Below are 19,461 nucleotides of genomic sequence, written 5' to 3'. Positions count from 1 at the left end.
AGCCGACTGGCGACGGACGGAGGCCAATTTGTTTCAAAACTTGACCAACTTTCCCCTCCAATGCCATATTGATAGTTAGCAAACTAACAGTGTGCATTGCCCCTCGTGCCGAAAACCCTCGACGCTCTCCAGATGAACATCAGCAGCTCCATGGTGGTCGCCGCCCGTAACTGGCGCAAAATCTGCCAGACCACGCTGGTGAGCTACGGTATTTCCGAAGCCTGCGCCGTGCCGCTCTTGATGATCGGCCGCTTGGGCGAGGGTGTGCGGCAGGTGACGGTGGCGCAAGCGGCTGGAATGGAGAGTCCGTCGCTGGTGCGTCTGCTCGATCAGTTGTGTCATGCCGGCTACGTCTGTCGCACCGAAGACGTCCATGACCGCCGAGCCAAATGCCTGAGCCTCACCGAAACCGGTCGGGAACTGGTGCAGGCGGTCGAGATCGAGCTGGTGCGGTTGCGCAATGAAGTGCTCGAAGGGATCGACCGCAGTGATCTGGAAGCGACGCTGCGGGTGCTGAGAGCCTTTGAAGCGGCCAACCCGCCGTCGGTGGCCAACCCTTGAGCGGATTTTTCACCGGCGTTCCTCCGGCGCGGGACTGGTTCTACGGGGTGCGCACGTTCGCGGCGTCGATGATCGCCCTGTACATCGCCATGCTCATGCAAATGCCGCGTCCGTATTGGGCGATGGCCACCGTGTATATCGTCTCCAGCCCGTTTGTCGGCCCCACCAGCTCCAAAGCGTTGTACCGCGCAGTCGGCACCTTTCTTGGTGCGGCGGCCGCGGTTTTTTTCGTGCCGATGTTTGTCCAGAGCCCGTATGTGCTGGTGGTCGTGATCGCGCTGTGGACCGGGACATTGCTGTTCCTGTCTTTGCATCTGCGCACGGCCAACAGTTACGCGCTGATGCTCGCCGGTTACACCTTGCCGCTGATTGCCTTGCCGGTGGTGGATAACCCGCTGGCGGTGTGGGATGTGGCGGAAGCGCGAACTGAAGAGATCTTCCTCGGCATCGCGGTGGCGGCCGTGGTCGGTGCCATGTTCTGGCCTCGGCGGCTGGCGCCGGTGTTCAACGATTCGGTGAACAAATGGTTCGCCGATGCTTCGACTTACAGTCTGCGTTTCCTCAGCCGCAACGTGCAACCTGAGGAGGTCAGCGCCCTGCGCTCGGCGATGGTCGCCACCTTCAACACCCTGGAATTGATGATCGGCCAGTTGCCCCACGAGGGCGCGCGGCCGCAGACGGTGCGTAATACCAAGGAACTGCGCGGGCGCATGATTCACCTGCTGCCGGTGATCGATGCCCTCGACGACGCGCTCTACGCCCTTGAACGCAGAACGCCCGAGCTTGTGGATAAGTTCGCTCCGCTACTGACTGGGACCACCGAATGGCTGAATCACAAGGATGCCGACCTCGGCCGCTGGCAGGCACTGAAAGATCAACTCGACACCCTGCAACCGTCCGCCGAAGCACTGAATGACCGCAAGCAGCTGCTGTTTTCCAACGCCCTGTATCGCCTCGGTGAATGGATCGATCTGTGGCAAGACTGCCGCAGCCTGCAAGACGCCATTCAGTGCGAAAGCCAGGAAGGCTGGCGCGCGGTGTATCGGCATTGGCGCCTGGGTCGCCTGTCGCCGTTTCTCGACCGGGGGCTGATGCTTTATTCGGCAGCGTCCACGGTGACCGCGATTATTGTCGCGTCGGTGCTGTGGATTTTGCTTGGCTGGACCGATGGCGGTTCCGCGGTGATTCTGGCGGCGGTGGCGTGCAGTTTNTTCGCCTCAATGGACGACCCGGCGCCGCAGATCTATCGGTTCTTTTTCTGGACCGCGATGTCGGTGCTGTTCGCCAGCCTGTATCTGTTTCTGGTGCTGCCCAACCTGCACGATTTCCCGATGCTGGTGCTGGCGTTTGCGGTGCCGTTTATCTGCATCGGCACGCTCACGGTGCAGCCGCGGTTTTACTTGGGCATGCTGCTGACGTTGGTCAACACCTCATCGTTCATCAGCATTCAGGGCGCCTACGACGCGGACTTCCTGAACTTCGCCAACGTCAACCTGGCGGGGCCGGTGGGCCTGTTGTTTGCCTTTGTGTGGACGCTGATCGCACGGCCGTTCGGCGCCGAACTGGCGGCCAAGCGCCTGACCCGTTTCAGCTGGCGCGACATTGTCAGCCTGACCGAGCCGGCCACGCTGGCCGAACACCGGCACCTGGGCGTGCAGATGCTCGATCGCCTGATGCAGCATCTGCCGCGCCTGGCCATGACCGGGCAAGACACCGGCATCGCGCTGCGGGAAGTGCGCGTAGCGCTGAACCTGCTCGACTTGCTGGCGTACACGCCGCGCGTGCTCGGCGCCCCGCAAGTGCTGCTGCATCAAGTGGTGGCCGAGGTTGGCGAGTATTTCAAAGCCTGCCTCAAGGCCGGTGAGCGATTGCCCGCACCGAGTCCGTTGCTGATGACCCTCGACCGCACCCGCCGCGCCCTTAACACGGAGTGCGATGAAGGCGCGCGTCTGCACCTGCTGCATGCCTTGAGCGGTCTGCGCCTGTCGCTGCTGCCAGGGGTGGAATTCGTCGCCTCGGGCGAGCTCGAAGAACCGCTGCCCCATGGCATCGATGGAGCGCCTTTATGATCGGTGATCTGGATATCAGCGGGGTGTTNCTGCCCACGCTGTTGGTGCTGATGGGCATTACGTATGTGTTGTTTCTGGTGGTGCACGGGTTGNTGACGCGCATTCACTTCTATCGCCTGGTCTGGCACCGGGCATTGTTCAATGTGGGGCTCTACGCGCTGTTGCTGGGCGCGGTGGACTCACTCAGTCGATACCTGATGACATGAAAAAACCTTTTTTGACCATCGGCCGTGTCGTCCTCACGCTGTTGATCGTGACNTTCGCCGTCGTCGTGGTCTGGCGCATGGTGATGTATTACATGTTCGCGCCCTGGACCCGGGACGGGCACATCCGTGCCGACATAGTGCAGATCGCGCCGGACGTCTCCGGGCTGATCCAGCAAGTGCAGGTGCGTGACAATCAGTTGGTCAAACGTGGCCAGGTGCTGTTCAGCATCGACCAGGACCGATTCAAACTGGCCTTGCGTCAGGCGAAAGCGGCGGTCGCCGACCGTCAGGAAACCCTGGCCCAGGCGCAACGCGAGGCCAAGCGTAACCGTGGCTTGGGCAATCTGGTGCCGGGCGAGCAGCTGGAAGAAAGCCAGTCGCGGGTCGCTCGCGCCGAAGTGGCGTTGATGGAAGCCCAAGTGGCGGTGGACAGCGCCCAGCTCAACCTCGACCGCTCGACCATCCGCAGCCCCGTCGACGGCTACGTCAACGACCGTGCGCCGCGTGCGCAGGAGTTCGTCACGGCCGGGCGCCCGGTGCTCTCGGTGGTGGACAGCAATTCCTTCCACATCGACGGCTATTTCGAAGAAACCAAACTCGATGGCATTCATGTCGGCCAGGCGGTCGACATTCGGGTGATCGGCGACCGCGCGCGTTTGCGCGGTCATGTGGAAAGCATCGTTGCCGGTATTGAAGACCGTGACCGCACCAGCGGCTCCAACCTGCTGCCCAACGTCAACCCGGCGTTCAGTTGGGTGCGCCTGGCCCAGCGGATTCCGGTGCGGATCGCCTTTGATGATGTACCGGCGGACTTTCGCATGATCGCCGGGCGGACTGCGACGGTATCGATCATGGACGACCAGCCGCAGGAGCCTGCGAAATGAGCTGGGCCTCGGCTTTGGCCGTCGTCGGATTAGGCGTGTTGCTGTCGGCCTGTCAGGTGGTCGGGCCGGATTATCATCTGCCGGACGAGGCGGCCATCCACCGTGAAGACTTGCAGGGCGACTTGGCGGTGAACGGTAAAAACGTCGTTTCGGCCCCGGTGCCCGCCGATTGGTGGCGCTTGTATCAGGATCCGCGCCTGGACCAATTGGTGCAGCAGGCCATGGTCACCAATACCGATTTACGCGTGGCGGCGGCGAGCCTGTCCCGGGCCCGCGCTCAGGTTGACGAAGCGCAGGCGGCGGGCGGCTGGAGCGGCGGTGTGAAGATGGGCGCCCAGCGTTTGCAGGAATCCGGCGAAGCCTTCTTGCTGGCGGATAAAGTGCCCGTGGCCAACGTTGGCGACATCGGCATTACGACCTCGTATCAGTTCGACCTGTTTGGCACCTTGCAGCGCGGCATCGAAGCGGCCAAGGCCAATGCCGACGCCACCCAGGCTGCCGCCGACACCGCACGCATCACCTTGGTGGCCGATGTGGTTCGGGCCTACACCCAAGTGTGTGCGGCCAATGAAGAGCAGGAAATCGCCCAGCATTCCCTCGACCTGCAAGCCCAAGGCACGACCCTGATCCAGCGTCTGCGCGATGCCGGGCGCGGCGATGAAACCCAGGTCACCCGCTCGCAGACCCAATACAAATCCTTGCGCGCCGATATGCCGCGCTATGAAGCGTCGCGCCAGGCGGGCTTGTTCCGCTTGTCGATGCTGCTNGCCAAACCGGTCGATCAGTTGCCGGCCGGGACCGCCGCCTGCAATGAACTGCCGAAAATCACTCAATTATTACCCGTCGGTGACGGCGCCACCTTGCTCAAGCGCCGNCCGGACGTGCGCCAGGCCGAACGCCAACTCGCCGCCGCCACTGCGCGTATCGGCGTGGCCACCGGCGCGTTGTACCCGGACATCAGCATTGGGGCGACCGTCGGCACCGTCGGTATCCTGGAAAACCTCGGCAAACCGGCGACCAACCGTTGGGGCTTTGGTCCGTTGCTGACCTGGACCGTGCCGTCCAACGGTTCCCGGGCGCGAATCCGCGAAGCTGAAGCCGCGACCCAGGGCGCCCTGGCGCACTTCGACGGGGTGGTGCTCAACGCCATCCGCGAAACCCAGACCGGCCTTGCGCAATACACCGCGCAGTTGCAACGCCGCGATGCGCTGGCCGATGCCGGTGAGTCCGCCAAAGAGGCATCGGAGCAGACGCACCGCTTCTTCCAGGCCGGCCGCGCGTCCTTCCTGGCCGACCTGCAAGCCACCCGCACCTACACGGATGTACGCGCGCAGCTGGCGGCGGCGAACACCCAGGTTGCCATGAGCCAGATCGATCTATTCCTGGCGTTGGGCGGTGGTTGGGAAAGCGGACGAACGCAAGCGTCACAGCCCGGCAAACCCTGAGGCCGTTGCTATGCTTTGACTTGATGAGGTCGCACGTCGAACTCATCAATCAAGGCTCGCGTTGGTCATGGGGATCTAATAATGAAAAACCCTTATGCTCCCGGCTTCTGGTGCGCTATTGCGGCATTGGTTTTGCTGTCGGCCACCTATTTCTACGGCATCATGCTGGCCCACCAGATCGACAAGGCTTTGGTGTTCCTCGACAGCGCAGCCGCGCTGATTGCCGTGATGGCAATCGTCGTGGTGGCCTGGGCTTCAGTCCAGGGCCAGCGCATCAAGAAAAGACAACTCGAACAAGGCAAGACCCTGGTGCTGATCTGGGACACCAAGGTGGCGTTGCGTCGGGTCGAAACGGTGTTCGACCGCTATTTCTGGGGCAGTTACTGGCAGCCGGGGCGCACGTTCCAGGAAGTCATGGGCGAACTCACCGGTACACCGCTGGAAAAAAGTCTCGAGACCCTTAAAAAGCAATGCCTGGCCCTGGATAAACAGGTTTCAGAAGACGGCCGGCACTGGCTCAGCAACGCCAGAGAACTCTCCGATGTCGCTGCCGCCATGGCTCGCGAACGTTATCAGCTGGATTTTTGCGATCCGCGTGCGGACGTGACGGGCGGGGCGGTCATCAATCGCGATTTTGAAGTGCTGGTGTATACGTGGACGGCGCGGCTCAAAAGCTTTGATCATCAGCTGGATGAGATGGAAGTCCAATACTCCTGAAGTGATGTCGACTTTACTGACGCCATCGCGAGCAAGCTCGCTCCCACAGGATTCGGCGCAATCCCTGTGGGAGCGAGCTTGCTCGCGATGGCGATTTCATGTCCGCAGAAACTCTCGACCCTTGCGCGCGGTCCATAGACACTCTTTAACCTTTAAACATTGGGCCGCCCGGTGCGCCTGATGCTAATCTCCCTCGCACTTTCAGCGCAGTCGTGACCGCAACCCGTCATGGGTTCAGGGAAGACGACCACATTTTCAACAACGGACATTGATCGGGTAATTCATGAATAAATCAGCAGGCGTGCTTCTTGGAATCGTCGTTGCCATCGGTGCAATCAGCGCTGGTGGAGCCTGGTACACCGGCACCAAAATCGAAGGCGTGCTAAACACCTCGATCGCCGACGCTAACAAAGAGCTGAAAGCCGCGCTGGTCGGTTCCAATGGCACGGCATCGCTGGAACTGGTCTCTTTGGAGCGCCATGTGTTCAGCAGCACCGCGCACTACCGCCTCAAGGGCGAAGGCGAAATGTTTGGCGAAGCGCCGGTCGAGTTACTGTTCGTCGACCGCCTCGAACACGGCCCGCTGCCGTTCTCGCGCCTGATGTCGCTGAAATGGNTGCCGGTCATGGCCACCAGTCACTACGCGCTGGAAAAAAACCCGACGACGGAAAAATGGTTCGCCGCTGCCAAGGACCAATCGCCGCTCAAAGGCCTGGTCAATATCGGTTACGACAATTCCACCAACGGCACCCTTGAATTGCTGCCGCTGGACGTCGCGCTGGATGACAAGTCCAACCTGAAATTCTCCGGTCTGAACCTCGACGTCGCCGCCAGCGCCCAGGCGCAGAAGGTCAAGGCCAACGGCTACATGGACAGCATGACGTTGACCTCGGTGGCTGAAGACCAGACGCCGGTGAAGGTTGAACTGAACGGCCTGACCCTGGCCAGCAACCTGACCAAAAGCCCCTACGGCTATTACATCGGCGACAACACCCTGGAGCTGACCGACAGCAAAACCACCTTCGGCGCCAAGCAATCGATTCTGGGTTTCAAGAAATTTGAAATGAAGAACCTGACCGAGGAAACGGGCACCAGTGGTTCGGGGCGTGCGGATTACAAGGTTGGCGAAGTGTCGTTGAATGGCAAGGCTGTCGGCTCGGCGCAGATGGCCATGAGCCTGAAAAACCTCGACATGCCGGCGACCATGGCCCTGATGCAGATCTACCAGACCAAACTGCAGCCTTACGAGAAAGCCGCCGCTGAAGCCGCTGCCGCCGGTGAGCCGGCCCCGGAACTGGTCTTGACCCCGGAAGAAGAGGCACAGGTCAAAACCGGCCTGGAAAAACTGCTCGCCGCTGGCCCGCAGGTGGCCCTGGAGAATCTGTCGTTCAAATCCACCAACGGTGAAAGCCGCGCCAACCTGGTGCTCGACCTGACCAAACCGAAGTCCATGGACCTGCCGCCAGACCAACTGACCCAACAGCTGATTGCACTGCTGGATTTCAATCTGAAAGTGTCCAAGCCAATGCTGGTTGACCTGCTCACCGTGCAATCGGAAATTGAGGGTCAGACCGATGCCAAGCTCGTTGCCGATCAAGCGACGGCGACTGCGGACATGTTCAGCAGCATGGCGGTCGGTACGCAATTGGCCAAACTGGAAGGCAACGACATCGTCACCCAATTGCACTACGCCAACAATCAGGTGGAATTCAACGGCCAGAAAATGACCGTTGAGCAATTTGTCGGCTTCGTGATGAGCAAGCTCGGCGGCGTTGCACCGATTCAGTAAAACCGCTCGCGTCAATGGAACGCCCGGCCTCTGCCATTCGCAGAGGCCGGGCGTTTTGCTGTCTGGCGTTTAAAACCTAATCCACGTCCCGAATCAACAGCCATGCCTCATCCACTGGCAGCGGTTGTTTCATTCGTTCAGCGAGCATCGCCATCGCCCGCTCTTTGTCGCAAGCAACCGCCGCCGCGACCACGCCGTTCTTGCTGAACAAACCGATAAAGGGCGGATGGTCAGGGTTGCCCTTGAACTCGACTTCGTCCCAGCTTTCGGCGTGGCCGAGGTAGTCGTAATTTTTGCCGAAGTGCCACGTCCAGAAATACGGCACGTCGAGGTAATGTTCGTCGCCGCCCAGCATGTTCGCCGCAGCGATTCGCGCTTGTTGTTGTGCCAGGCGCCAGTGTTCGATGCGCTGGGGCTGGCCGTTGAGCGGGAAGGTCGCGATATCACCCGCCGCCCAGAGCCCTTCGGCCACGCGCATGCCGCCGTCTGCCAGCAGTGAACGGTCCTTTTCCTTGGGCAGGTCGGCAAACGGTTCCGTCGCCGGGCTGACACCGATGCCGACCAGCACCAGGTCCGCCGGCAAACGTTGACCGTTTTCCAGTTTCACCGCCTCAACCTTGTCAGTGCCTTCAATCTGCGCGGCTTCGCTATCGGTATGAAACACCACACCATTGGCTTCATGCAGGGCGCGAATCGCCTTGCCGACCGCTTCGCCGAACTGCTTGGCAAATGGCACCGCGTGGCGTGCCAGCACGGTGACCTCCAGACCGTATTGGCGCAGGGCCGACGCAGACTCCAGAGCAATGAAGCTGTCGCCGATGATCACCGCTCGTTGGCCGGGTTTTGCAGCGTTCAGAATCCGCGTCGCCTGATCCTTGGAGCGCAGCAAAAAGACTTGTGGCAAGTCGGCGCCGGGGAGCTTGAGGGGGTTGGGTGTGCCGCCGGTCGCGAGTAGCGCGGCCTCGTAGGTCAGTGACTGACCATCGGCCAGGTGCAGCGTTTTGTTGGCGGCATCCAGGTTCGCCACTTCGCCGGTTATTCGTTCGATCCGCTGCTCGCGGTAAAAGCTTTCCTCTCGTAGCGGCGGGACTTCTTCCGGCGGCATATCCCCGGCAATCACGAATTTGCTCAGCACCGTCCGGTCGTAACCGGCATCGGCTTCACGGTCGATCAACAGGACGCGGCCACCAAAGCCTTTCTCGCGCAATGCCGCTGCTCCGGCGGTGCCGGCGGCACCAGCGCCGATGATCACAAATGTACGCTCGTCATCGGCCGGAGGGGTGTGGGGATCCGACAGTGGCTGATCGTCGACCCAGACCTGGTCATCACGCATTTCCAGGGGATAGCGTTTGAGGCTGTCCAGAGACGGCGGATCACACAGCCCGCCGTCTTCGATCCGATACGCGGCCTTGTGCCACGGGCAGATCAGGCGCCCATGACACAGCGCACCCTCGGCCAGCGGCGCCCCGGCGTGGGGGCATTCACCCTGATAGGCGCGCAATTGATCGCCGACCCGTAGCAAAACAATCTTGGTGTCCGCGATCCGTACTTCCAGGCCTCGGTTTTCGGGCACATCGGTAAAACGGGCGACGCGGTGCAGGGCCATGATCACTCTCCAGGCGGGCGTTTCACTTAAGAGTTTGGCGCGTAACCCGAGGTTCAGCCAATTCCCACTGCCACCGCACCAACGGTACGGCTATAGTTCGCAGGCCGACGAAGGCCCCATCCGCACAAGGTGCTTTGGAATGACCCGATTGACCTCTCTGAACCCTTGGCTGGCGGCCGTTGCAGTCGCCTTTTGCGTGCAATTTCCGGCGCAGGCCCAGGAGCGCTTTACCCTGAATATCCCGGGTGTTACGGATGACCGACTGTTCACCTCGGCCGCCGCCAGCGATGCCCCGGGTTGCGGCGGACACAATGCGTCACCGGCGCTGAACTGGAACGCTGGCCCGGCGGGCACTTTGAGCTACGCCATCGTCATGCACGATCCCGACGGCCAGAAAGGCCAGGGCGTCGATCACTGGGTGCATTACGGCATCAAAGCCACGACGCACCAGATTGCGGCGGGTGTCGGCGCAAAATCCGCCCTTGAAGGCGTCGGCGGCACCAACAGCAAAGGCACCACCGGTTACGTCGGTCCTTGCCCGCCCGTTGGCGATAGTGCGCATCACTACATTATTCAACTGTACGCCCTGGACCTCGCTCCAGACGCTTTGCCCGCCGGCCTGACGCGTGCGCAGCTGCTGGAGAAAATCAAAGGTCATGTGCTGAAAAACAGCAGCGTGGTGCGGCGTTATCACCGCTGAGATTTATTTCTTGGCCGGGTTAACCCGAACCTGAACGGGGGCTCGTCTCAGAGGATGAATGGATCAATTTCCTCCTGAGGTCAGCCCCCATGTCCCTCCCTCTGCATTTCCTCCGCCCGGCCGCCCAGGGTTTCACCGTCGGGTTGCTGCTGGCCGTTGCCGGTTGCGGCGTTTCCTCTAAACCTGAGTCCGCAGCGGTGCCACCACCGGCTCAAGGTGCAATGAAGACCGAGGCGCTGGTGCGCAGCGAGTCTGTTGCGGCGGATGCCTCGATGGCCAAACGCAGCGCACGTCCGGCCCCCATGGCGGGCTTTGCGCCTGAGATGGCTGCGCCGGGTTATCGGGATGAGCAGCGCGAGCAACATCAGGCCCTGGCGGATAACCCGATTCACAGCGTGGCCGAGGCGCCGGTTTCGACCTTCAGCGCCGACGTCGATACCGGCGCTTACGCCAATGTCCGGCGCTTGCTGAATCAGGGACGCCTGCCCCCCCGAAGGCGCGGTGCGCCTGGAAGAAATGGTCAATTACTTCCCCTACGACTACGCGCTGCCCACAGACGGCTCGCCGTTCGGCGTGACCACTGAACTGGCGCCATCGCCGTGGAATCCGCATACCCGTCTGCTGCGCATCGGCATCAAGGCGTCTGATCGCGCGGTGGCGGATCTGGCGCCGGCCAACCTGGTGTTTCTGGTGGATGTCTCCGGCTCCATGGACCGCCGCGAAGGCTTGCCACTGGTGAAAAGCACGCTGAANTTGCTGGTCGATCAACTGCGCGAACAGGACCGGGTGTCTTTGGTGGTCTACGCCGGCGATTCGCGTGTGGTTCTTGAGCCGACGTCCGGACGGGAAAAAGCGAAGATTCGGACCGCGATTGATCAATTGACCGCCGGTGGCTCGACGGCAGGCGCCTCGGGCATCGAACTGGCCTATCAGATGGCGCGNCAGGNGTTTATCGACAAGGGCATCAACCGCATCCTGCTGGCCACCGACGGTGACTTCAATGTGGGCATCAGCGACTTCGACAGCCTTAAGCAAATGGCCGTCGACCAGCGCAAAAGTGGTGTCTCCCTGACCACCCTGGGCTTTGGTGTGGATAACTACAACGAGCACCTGATGGAGCAATTGGCTGACGCAGGCGATGGCAACTATGCCTACATCGACAACCTGCGCGAAGCGCGCAAGGTGCTGGTGGACCAACTCGTCTCGACCCTGGCGGTGGTGGCGCGNAANGTGAAGCTACAGGTGGAGTTCAACCCGGCGCAGGTCAGCGAATATCGGCTGCTGGGGTATGAGAATCGGGCGCTGAAGCGTGAGGACTTCAGCAATGACAAAGTCGACGCCGGAGAAATCGGTGCAGGACATACGGTGACGGCGTTGTACGAAATCGTGCCCAAGGGCGAGAAGGGCTGGTTGGAGCCGCTGCGGTACGGCAAGGCTGAGTCGGTGGCTTCCGGTACAGTCGGGGAATTGGCGATGCTGCGTGTGCGTTATCAGCTGCCGGAAGGTGGGAAAAGTCGTTTGATCGAGCGCCCGATCGCAGGTGGTTCTGAAGGCAAGGCCAGTGACGACCTGCGATTTGCAGCGGCCGTGGCGGCGTTTTCCCAGCAGCTCAAGGACGGGCGTTACACCGGTGATTTCAGCCTGAAGGACACCGAAGCCTTGGCGCGCGGTGCACGGGGTGACGACCCATTCGGTCTGCGCGCAGAGTTCGTGCAACTGGTGGAATTGGCACAGAGCCTGCGATCCACCACTGCCTCCAACACTGAGTCGCCTAAAGGAGCTTATAACTGACATGTCCGCGCCTGAACCGAGCGACGAATCGCTATTGGCCCGGTATCGCGCAGGCGACGGGCCAGCGTTCGAGATCTTGTACGCCCGTCATCGCCAGGGCCTTTACCGATTCCTCTTCGGATTGAGCGGCAAGCCCGAACTGGCCGAAGAGGTTTACCAGGACACCTGGCTGAGCCTGATCCGCAGCACCAGTCAGCCACAAGGCCGGGCGAATTTTCGTACCTGGCTCTATCAGATTGCCCGCAACCGATTGATCGATCACTGGCGCAAACATGGCATTCACAACCCTTTGCACGACAGCTACGACGAACAAACCCACGCCGTGATTGATGAAGCGACCGATCCCGAGCAACTGCTGAGCCTGAGCCGCGACAGCCAACGCCTCGAAACCGCGTTGCAAGACCTGCCCGCCGACCAGCGCGAAGTGTTCCTGCTGCGCGCCCACGGCGATCTCGACCTGCCGCAGATCGCAGCCCTCACCGAAACCCCCCTGGAAACCGTCAAGAGTCGCTTGCGCTACGCCCAGCAAAAACTGCGTCGGCTGCTGGCCGAGGAGGTACTGACATGACTGACGCCCGCAAAACACCGGAAGACCAAGTGCTTCAGCATTACCGTGAACATGCGGCTGGCGAGCCACCGGCTCATCTGGATGCATTCATCCTGGCTGCTGCACACCGTGAAACACCTGCACACAAACCGAACCTGTGGCAACGCTGGGTCCAGGCTTGCCAGAAACCCCGCTGGCAGGTCGCATTCGCCAGCCTCGTCGGCGTCGCTCTCATGATGGCGCTGGTGCAACGTACGCCCGAGCAAGTGCCAACGTTTGATTCCACTCCAGCGCCCAAAACCTCGTCTTTTGCCGCCAAGAAAGAAGCTGCAGAAGCACCTGCATCGGTTGCCCGCTCAATGGCTGCCCCGGCTGGCGCGATGTCCGCGCCAGCACCTGTGGCGCCAATGGCTGAATTTTCCGCGCCGGCACAGAGCGAATCGATCAGCGCTGACATGGCAGAAGAGGCAAAGGTGAGTAAACGTCCAGCGGCGGCCCCGGCGAAGTTTATCGACGACCAGTTACGTGAAGTGATCCGCCTGCAAAATGCCGGTCAAACCAAAGCAGCTGATGAGCTGATGGCGACCTTGCACAAACGCTTTCCCAAGGAAAATCTCATCGTGAAACTCAAGGAATTGCAGAAAAACTGAGCAGCAGGGCGGTCGGCCATTTGGCAACGAGCCCCGAAAGCGCGCACTATCGGCCTATAGCCGATGCGTTGGAGGATGCCGTGGCAAAAAAAATCGACCGCATCGCCCAAATGCTCAACTGCCCGGAAAAGGGCGAGGAATTGCGGCGTGCTGTGACTGAGAGTCGTAAGGAGTTTCTGCTGGCGAAGCAGGCAGAGGAAGCGCTGGAGGAAGACTTCCTTGATGAGGAAGAGGTTGAGGATGAAGAGAATGATGAATACGACGAATTTGATTGGACGACTGAATGAAACAACCGCTTAGGCGGTTGTTGACCGGTGCAGTAGTTCGGTTAAACCGAACAACTGAATCTGTACTCAGTACGCCTTGGTCAGAGCGAAAGCTAAGGCTATTGAAGCTAGCTGTAAGAAACAACCGCTTAGGCGGTTGTTGACCGGTGCAGTAGTTCGGTTAAACCGAACAACTGAATCTGTACTCAGTACGCCTTGGTCAGAGCGAACCAGCACCCACAAAAAAGCCCCAGACCCTGCGGTCTGAGGCTTTCTCGTTTNGCGTATCTGGTGCACCCGGCGGGATTCGAACCCACGACCCCTGCCTTCGGAGGGCAGTACTCTATCCAGCTGAGCTACGGATGCNTGCGGGCGCCATGATACTCATATGCACTGCGGGCGTCCATGCTGCTGAATCGACTGCGGTTTTAGCAACCGTAACAACCGTTTGCTACGTTGATCAGAAAAAATAGGCAAATGCGCCGTTTTCGTTCTTTTTTTCGAACGCCCTATTGTCCTGTNCCNGCATTGATCCTAGGATTCGTTCGAGATTTCAAACGCTCTTGTCTGGGTGCTGAACCGCACGAGTTTCGAACAGTGCGCTATTTATGTGCTTCAGCCCGGTGAATGATTTCCCTGACGGCAGCCTACAAGGCGCCTTTCTACAACTCTAATTCGCTCCGCGTGCGCGCGGTGCTGTTAAGGAAAGCCGACATGCAGCTCAAAGATACCCAGTTGTTCCGCCAACAAGCCTTTATCGATGGCGCTTGGGTCGATGCGGACAACGGTCANACGATCAAGGTCAACAACCCGGCAACGGGCGAAATTCTGGGCACTGTGCCGAAAATGGGCGCTGCCGAAACCCGCCGNGCNATCGAAGCCGCCGACAAGGCCCTGCCGGCCTGGCGTGCACTCACCGCCAAAGACCGCGCCAACAAGCTGCGTCGCTGGTTCGAACTGATCATCGAAAACCAGGACGACCTGGCTCGCCTGATGACCCTGGAACAGGGCAAGCCACTGGCCGAAGCCAAAGGCGAAATCGTCTACGCGGCCTCGTTTATCGAGTGGTTCGCCGAAGAAGCCAAGCGCGTCTACGGTGATGTCATTCCCGGCCATCAGCCGGACAAGCGCCTGATCGTAATCAAGCAGCCGATCGGCGTTACCGCCGCCATCACGCCGTGGAACTTCCCGGCCGCGATGATCACCCGTAAAGCCGGCCCGGCCCTGGCCGCCGGTTGCACCATGGTGCTCAAGCCGGCCTCGCAAACCCCGTTTTCGGCGTTCGCCCTGGCTGAACTGGCCCAGCGTGCCGGCATCCCTAAAGGCGTGTTCAGCGTGGTCTCCGGCAGCGCCGGTGATATCGGCAGCGAGCTGACCAGCAACCCGATCGTGCGTAAATTGTCCTTCACTGGCTCCACCGAAATCGGTCGCCAGCTGATGGCCGAGTGCGCCAAGGACATCAAGAAAGTCTCCCTGGAACTGGGCGGTAACGCGCCGTTCATCGTGTTCGACGACGCGGACCTGGATAAGGCCGTCGAAGGCGCGATCATTTCCAAGTACCGCAACAACGGCCAGACGTGCGTCTGCGCCAACCGCCTGTACATCCAGGATTCGGTGTACGACGCGTTCGCGGAAAAACTCAAGGTGGCCGTGGCCAAACTCAAGATCGGCAACGGTCTGGAAGAAGGCACCACCACCGGCCCGTTGATCGATGAAAAAGCCGTGGCCAAGGTTCAGGAGCACATTGCTGATGCCCTGAGCAAAGGCGCCAAGCTGCTGGCCGGTGGCAAGGTGATGGAAGGCAACTTCTTCGAACCGACTATTCTGGTGAATGTGCCGAAAGACGCGGCTGTGGCCAAGGAAGAAACCTTCGGCCCGCTGGCGCCGCTGTTCCGCTTCAAAGACGAAGCCGAAGTGATCGCGATGTCCAACGACACCGAGTTCGGCCTGGCCTCCTACTTCTATGCCCGCGACCTGGGCCGTGTGTTCCGTGTGGCTGAAGCCCTGGAATACGGCATGGTCGGCGTCAACACCGGGTTGATCTCCAACGAAGTGGCGCCGTTCGGCGGCATCAAGGCTTCGGGCCTGGGCCGTGAAGGCTCCAAGTACGGGATCGAGGATTACCTGGAAATCAAATACCTCTGCCTGGGCATCTAAGCTCGGCAGGCGGGAATGCAATAAGCGGGAAGGGCACGAGAGCGCTGTCCCTTTCTGCGCTTCAAACGGAATTTTCTCTGTGGCCGGGAAAGCTGTGGCAGTCGATCATCGCATGCTGCCGTAGTTGCCTCCCCGCCACGTATTCCTTGGACCCCGCCACCCGATGAGTGGCGAATGAGGACTTTATGAGCAAGACCAACGCCTCCCTGATGAAACGCCGCGAAGCCGCTGTACCACGCGGTGTTGGCCAGATTCACCCGATCTTCGCCGAGTCGGCAAAGAACGCAACCGTGACCGACGTTGAAGGTCGCGAGTTCATCGACTTCGCCGGCGGTATCGCCGTGCTGAACACTGGCCACGTGCACCCGAAAATCATCGCCGCCGTGACCGCGCAGTTGAACAAACTGACTCACACCTGCTTCCAGGTACTGGCCTACGAACCTTACGTAGAACTGTGCGAAAAAATCAACGCCAAGGTGCCAGGTGATTTCGCCAAGAAAACCCTGCTGGTGACCACCGGTTCCGAAGCCGTTGAAAACGCCGTGAAAATCGCCCGTGCCGCGACGGGCCGTGCCGGCGTGATCGCCTTCACCGGCGCCTACCACGGCCGCACCATGATGACCCTGGGCCTGACCGGTAAAGTCGTGCCTTACTCGGCCGGTATGGGCTTGATGCCCGGCGGTGTGTTCCGTGCGCTGTTCCCGAACGAACTGCACGGTGTGAGCGACGATGATTCCATCGCCAGCATCGAACGCATCTTCAAAAACGATGCCGAGCCGCGTGATATCGCGGCCATCATCATCGAGCCGGTGCAGGGCGAAGGCGGTTTCTACGTCGCGCCTAAGTCGTTCATGAAGCGTCTGCGTGAGCTGTGCGACAAGCACGGCATCCTGCTGATCGCCGACGAAGTGCAAACCGGTGCCGGCCGTACCGGTACTTTCTTTGCCATGGAACAGATGGGCGTTGCTGCCGACCTGACCACCTTCGCCAAATCCATCGCCGGTGGCTTCCCGCTGGCCGGTGTGTGCGGCAAGGCTGAATACATGGACGCCATCGCCCCAGGTGGCCTGGGCGGCACTTATGCCGGTAGCCCGATCGCTTGCGCTGCTGCTTTGGCGGTGATGGAAGTGTTCGAAGAAGAGCACCTGCTGGACCGCTGCAAGGCTGTCGGCGAGCGCTTGGTGACCGGCCTCAAAGCCATCCAGGCCAAATACCCGGTGATCGGCGAAGTCCGTGCCCTGGGCGCGATGATCGCGGTCGAGCTGTTCGTCGACGGNGACAGCCACAAGCCGAACGCGGCTGCTGTTGCCTCCGTGGTCGCCAAGGCGCGCGACAAGGGCCTGATCCTGCTGTCCTGCGGTACCTACGGCAACGTGTTGCGCGTACTGGTACCGCTGACCTCGCCGGATGAGCAATTGGACCAAGGTCTGGCAATCATCGAAGAGTGCTTCTCGGAACTCTGATCTAAGATGCTCAGATGAATGTGTGAGCTGATAGACAAAAAACCCGCTTCGGCGGGTTTTTTTGTCCCCGAAGACAAGTCGCACCATTCCAAATGACCCGCATTGACTAAGGTACAAGCATCGCAAAGGGAGTGTGTAGATGACTGCTGTGGATTTACCCGCTGTACCCCGTGTGCTGATTGCCGAGGCTGACCCTTGGTCTCGGGACCTGCTCAAGCAAGTGTTGTTGAATGTGCGGTGCGACGCACGGCTGGATTTGTGTGCCGATGGCCAGCAGGCGCTGGAACTGTTGGCGGAACACCCTTACGACCTGGTGATCGTTGACTGGGCATTGCCTGGCATCGATGGCCTGAATGTCTTGCGCCACGTCCGTCAGCGCAAACGCAATCCGCCGCTGCCTTTCATTCTGATGAGCAGCCGCAATGACAGTGCCAGCGTGCGCGAGGCCTTGCCCTTGGCGCCCACGGCATACCTGACCAAACCCCTGAACATGGAAAGCCTGACCCAGCGTCTGCAGGATCTGCTGCTGAACGCCGGTGAAGAGGTTTACTGTGCAATGCCGACGCTGGCGGCCGGCATGACCTTGTCGGTGTACCTGGAGCGCCGTCGTGAACTGGCGGAGGGTGCGCCGCTGATGGCCGATGTGCAGGTGGCGGTCAACGCCAGCCTGAATACCCGCGGACTTGACCTGGTGCGGCTGGAAGAGGAAATCCGCACCGACCCGCACATCACCGCCGTGCTGATCGCGGCGTCTAACAGCGCAGCACTGCATGTTGGCGATTCGGTCCAGACACTGGCCCAGGCGCTGCACCGGCTGGGCTCCGCGCAAAGCATGAACCTGATCCTGGGGTTGGCGCTCAAGCGCAGTGCCCGGCTCAGCGATCCGTTCCTGGCGGACTATGCCGAGCGCTTCTGGGACTTGTCGCTGCACACCGCCGAATACGCGCGCACGCTGGCGCGGTTGCTGGATCTGAATCAGGAGCGCTGTTATTGCGCGGGCATGCTGCATTGCCTCGGCGACCTTGCGTTGCTGCTGTGTTTGCAGGAATGGAAACAGGCCGGTGGCGAGCTGGATGAACGGGAGGAGGTGGGTAATGCCTTGGCCGAGTTCGGCGCAGCCTACGGTTCGGCGCTGCGGACTCGCTGGCGGCTGCCGCTGGAGTTGCGAGAGTTGATCGCAGCGGCCTACCAGCTCGGTGGCGGGGTTTACTCTCGCGAAGCGCTGGTGATGAACATGGCCGCGCAACTGGCGCGCCTGACCGAGCATGAGGGCATTGAGGAATTGGCCAAAAGCCGGACGGCGCGGTTGCTCAAGATCGGCTTGCCGGAATTGATGCGTTTGCGCAAAAAGTAAACTTCACACAAAACCTGTGGGAGCGGGCAAGCCCGCTCCCACAGGTTTTGTGTTGGATTTATTACACGGAAATGATGCGGTTTTTGCCCTGGCGCTTGGCTTCATACATCGCGGCATCCGCGCGGGCGAACATGCTGTCGAGGGAATCGTCCTCAGCAGTCAGGCTGGTCAAGCCCTGGCTGACGGTGATGCCGAACGTCTGGTCGTCATGACTGAAGCTCAATTGCTGAATCTGCCGTTGCAGGCGCTCGGCAACTTGCATGGCCATGTCCGGTGCGCAACCGGGGAACACCGCTGCGAATTCCTCACCCCCGATCCGCCCGAATACATCTCCCCGGCGTAATGCGGCACGACCGCTTTCGGCGATTCGTTGCAGTACGTTGTCGCCCGCTTGATGACCGTAGGTGTCGTTGACCACTTTGAAATGATCGATGTCCAGTAACAGGAACGCCATTGGTGCACCTTGCTTGCGCGCCTGGGCAAACTCGCGCTGGGCGCATTCGAAGAAGTGTCGGCGATTGCTGCTTTGCGTCAGCACGTCGGTGGTCGCCAGGCGCTGCAGCTCGGCCTCCATTCGTTTCTTTTCGGTGATGTCTTCGGCAATGCCGACGATGATCACTGGTTGGCCCGGCTCGGCCTGGCGGTTGATGAAGCATTTGTCGCTGAGCCAGCGCACCTGGCCACCGGCGGCGATGATGCGGTATTCGCGGTCTTCAACGGCACCTTTGACCAGGACTTCGGCCAGGCTGCGCTCGGCGTAATCCAGGTCATCGGGGAAAATGCTGTCGCGCCATTCGTTGTAGTCGGACAGCAACAGGCCTGCCGAACGGCCAAAAATCCGTTCATAGGCCGGGCTGACATAGAGCACCTGGCGGGTTTCCCAATTGAATGCCCAAAGCACCGCATTAACGCTCACCAGCAGGGAGCTGAACAACTGTTCGCGTTCGCTCAGGCGCGCCACTTCGCCTTGGGCATGCATGAGTGCCATCAGCGTTTGGGCAGCGTCGGGCAGCTGAGGAAGGGATGAGTCTTGTGGGTTTTTGGGGACCATCGGGACAAATCTCAAAGGGCGTACGCCGCTCGAGTTTCGAAAGCGGCTACAGCAAAGCCCGCCGGGCGGCGAAGTGTCTTTGAGATAGGGGATTTGGCGTTTGGTTCCCGCCCTTGGTGGCGAGGGAGCTGGCTCCCGCCGGGCGGTATAGGCGACGCGTTTATTCAGTTAAAACGCGTCGTCAGGTCTGGTTGCTGCGCAGCCG

At 60.6% G+C, this 19,461-nt stretch carries 16 protein-coding genes, 1 tRNA gene and 1 pseudogene; 15 read left to right on the top strand and 3 right to left on the bottom strand.

The window, feature by feature from the left end; all coding sequences use genetic code 11:
• Positions 1-132 precede the first annotated feature (132 nt).
• From B7L09_RS16400 to B7L09_RS16370, 7 genes are all read left to right on the top strand, one after another.
• Entirely contained in the window at positions 133-561 is a 429-nt protein-coding gene (locus tag B7L09_RS16400) for a MarR family winged helix-turn-helix transcriptional regulator (protein ID WP_094469719.1), read from the top strand.
• Positions 558-2,630, top strand: a complete 2,073-nt coding sequence (locus B7L09_RS16395) for an FUSC family protein (RefSeq protein WP_094469718.1) — start codon at positions 558-560, stop codon at positions 2,628-2,630. Before B7L09_RS16400 ends, B7L09_RS16395 begins: the two co-directional genes overlap by 4 nt.
• Entirely contained in the window at positions 2,627-2,836 is a 210-nt protein-coding gene (locus B7L09_RS16390) for a DUF1656 domain-containing protein (RefSeq protein ID WP_094469717.1), read from the top strand. Before B7L09_RS16395 ends, B7L09_RS16390 begins: the two co-directional genes overlap by 4 nt.
• Positions 2,833-3,720, top strand: a complete 888-nt coding sequence (locus B7L09_RS16385; protein ID WP_094469716.1) for an efflux RND transporter periplasmic adaptor subunit — start codon at positions 2,833-2,835, stop codon at positions 3,718-3,720. Before B7L09_RS16390 ends, B7L09_RS16385 begins: the two co-directional genes overlap by 4 nt.
• Positions 3,717-5,165 (top strand): efflux transporter outer membrane subunit, encoded by a 1,449-nt coding sequence (locus B7L09_RS16380; RefSeq protein WP_094469715.1) that lies wholly within the window; start codon positions 3,717-3,719, stop codon positions 5,163-5,165. Before B7L09_RS16385 ends, B7L09_RS16380 begins: the two co-directional genes overlap by 4 nt.
• 81 nt (positions 5,166-5,246) lie before the next feature.
• Positions 5,247-5,882, top strand: coding sequence for an NADH:ubiquinone oxidoreductase subunit N (locus B7L09_RS16375; protein WP_094469714.1), 636 nt, complete (start codon positions 5,247-5,249; stop codon positions 5,880-5,882).
• 283 nt (positions 5,883-6,165) lie between these two features.
• The gene (locus B7L09_RS16370; RefSeq protein ID WP_094469713.1) at positions 6,166-7,671 is read left to right on the top strand and encodes a YdgA family protein; all 1,506 of its coding nucleotides are present in this window, start codon (positions 6,166-6,168) and stop codon (positions 7,669-7,671) included.
• 76 nt (positions 7,672-7,747) lie between these two features.
• Here B7L09_RS16370 and B7L09_RS16365 read toward each other — a convergent pair whose 3' ends face one another.
• The gene (locus B7L09_RS16365) at positions 7,748-9,277 is read right to left on the bottom strand and encodes an FAD-dependent oxidoreductase (RefSeq protein WP_094469712.1); all 1,530 of its coding nucleotides are present in this window, start codon (positions 9,275-9,277) and stop codon (positions 7,748-7,750) included.
• Between the two features lie 139 nt (positions 9,278-9,416).
• Here B7L09_RS16365 and B7L09_RS16360 point away from each other — a divergent pair, with 139 nt between their 5' ends.
• The 5 genes and pseudogenes from B7L09_RS16360 (at position 9,417) to B7L09_RS16340 (ending at position 13,252) form a co-directional block, all read left to right on the top strand.
• The gene (locus B7L09_RS16360) at positions 9,417-9,977 is read left to right on the top strand and encodes a YbhB/YbcL family Raf kinase inhibitor-like protein (protein WP_094469711.1); all 561 of its coding nucleotides are present in this window, start codon (positions 9,417-9,419) and stop codon (positions 9,975-9,977) included.
• 89 nt (positions 9,978-10,066) lie between these two features.
• Positions 10,067-11,768 (top strand): annotated as a pseudogene (locus B7L09_RS16355) (vWA domain-containing protein).
• Position 11,769: 1 nt separating this feature from the next.
• On the top strand, positions 11,770-12,336 hold the full coding sequence (locus B7L09_RS16350) for an RNA polymerase sigma factor (protein ID WP_094469710.1): 567 nt from the start codon (positions 11,770-11,772) through the stop codon (positions 12,334-12,336).
• A complete protein-coding gene (locus tag B7L09_RS16345; protein WP_094469709.1) occupies positions 12,333-12,965 on the top strand; it encodes a hypothetical protein in 633 nt (210 codons plus the stop codon). The genes B7L09_RS16350 and B7L09_RS16345 overlap by 4 nt, the downstream gene beginning before the upstream one ends.
• A gap of 20 nt (positions 12,966-12,985) precedes the next feature.
• Positions 12,986-13,252 (top strand): hypothetical protein, encoded by a 267-nt coding sequence (locus B7L09_RS16340; protein WP_255142087.1) that lies wholly within the window; start codon positions 12,986-12,988, stop codon positions 13,250-13,252.
• A 268-nt stretch (positions 13,253-13,520) separates the two neighbouring features.
• Here the strand turns inward: B7L09_RS16340 and B7L09_RS16335 are convergent.
• A tRNA-Arg gene (locus tag B7L09_RS16335) sits at positions 13,521-13,597 on the bottom strand.
• Between the two features lie 348 nt (positions 13,598-13,945).
• Here B7L09_RS16335 and gabD point away from each other — a divergent pair.
• The 3 genes from gabD to B7L09_RS16320 all read left to right on the top strand — a co-directional run bounded on the left by gabD (position 13,946) and on the right by B7L09_RS16320 (position 18,205).
• On the top strand, positions 13,946-15,388 hold the full coding sequence (gene gabD / locus B7L09_RS16330; protein ID WP_094469707.1) for an NADP-dependent succinate-semialdehyde dehydrogenase: 1,443 nt from the start codon (positions 13,946-13,948) through the stop codon (positions 15,386-15,388).
• A gap of 185 nt (positions 15,389-15,573) precedes the next feature.
• Positions 15,574-16,851 carry a 4-aminobutyrate--2-oxoglutarate transaminase gene (gabT, locus tag B7L09_RS16325; RefSeq protein WP_094469706.1) on the top strand — a complete coding sequence of 426 codons (1,278 nt, stop codon included), beginning with the start codon at positions 15,574-15,576 and terminating at the stop codon, positions 16,849-16,851.
• 139 nt (positions 16,852-16,990) lie between these two features.
• Positions 16,991-18,205, top strand: a complete 1,215-nt coding sequence (locus B7L09_RS16320) for an HDOD domain-containing protein (RefSeq protein ID WP_094469705.1) — start codon at positions 16,991-16,993, stop codon at positions 18,203-18,205.
• Between the two features lie 61 nt (positions 18,206-18,266).
• On the opposite strand, the gene B7L09_RS16315 is transcribed toward B7L09_RS16320, so the two are convergent.
• On the bottom strand, positions 18,267-19,256 hold the full coding sequence (locus B7L09_RS16315; RefSeq protein ID WP_094469704.1) for a GGDEF domain-containing protein: 990 nt from the start codon (positions 19,254-19,256) through the stop codon (positions 18,267-18,269).
• Positions 19,257-19,461: the final 205 nt, after the last annotated feature.

This window comes from Pseudomonas mandelii (assembly GCF_002251635.1).
GTDB classification, from domain to species: Bacteria; Pseudomonadota; Gammaproteobacteria; order Pseudomonadales; family Pseudomonadaceae; genus Aquipseudomonas; species Aquipseudomonas mandelii_B.
Note: the sequence above shows the minus strand (reverse complement) of the source record. Positions and strands in the feature narration are given on the sequence as shown.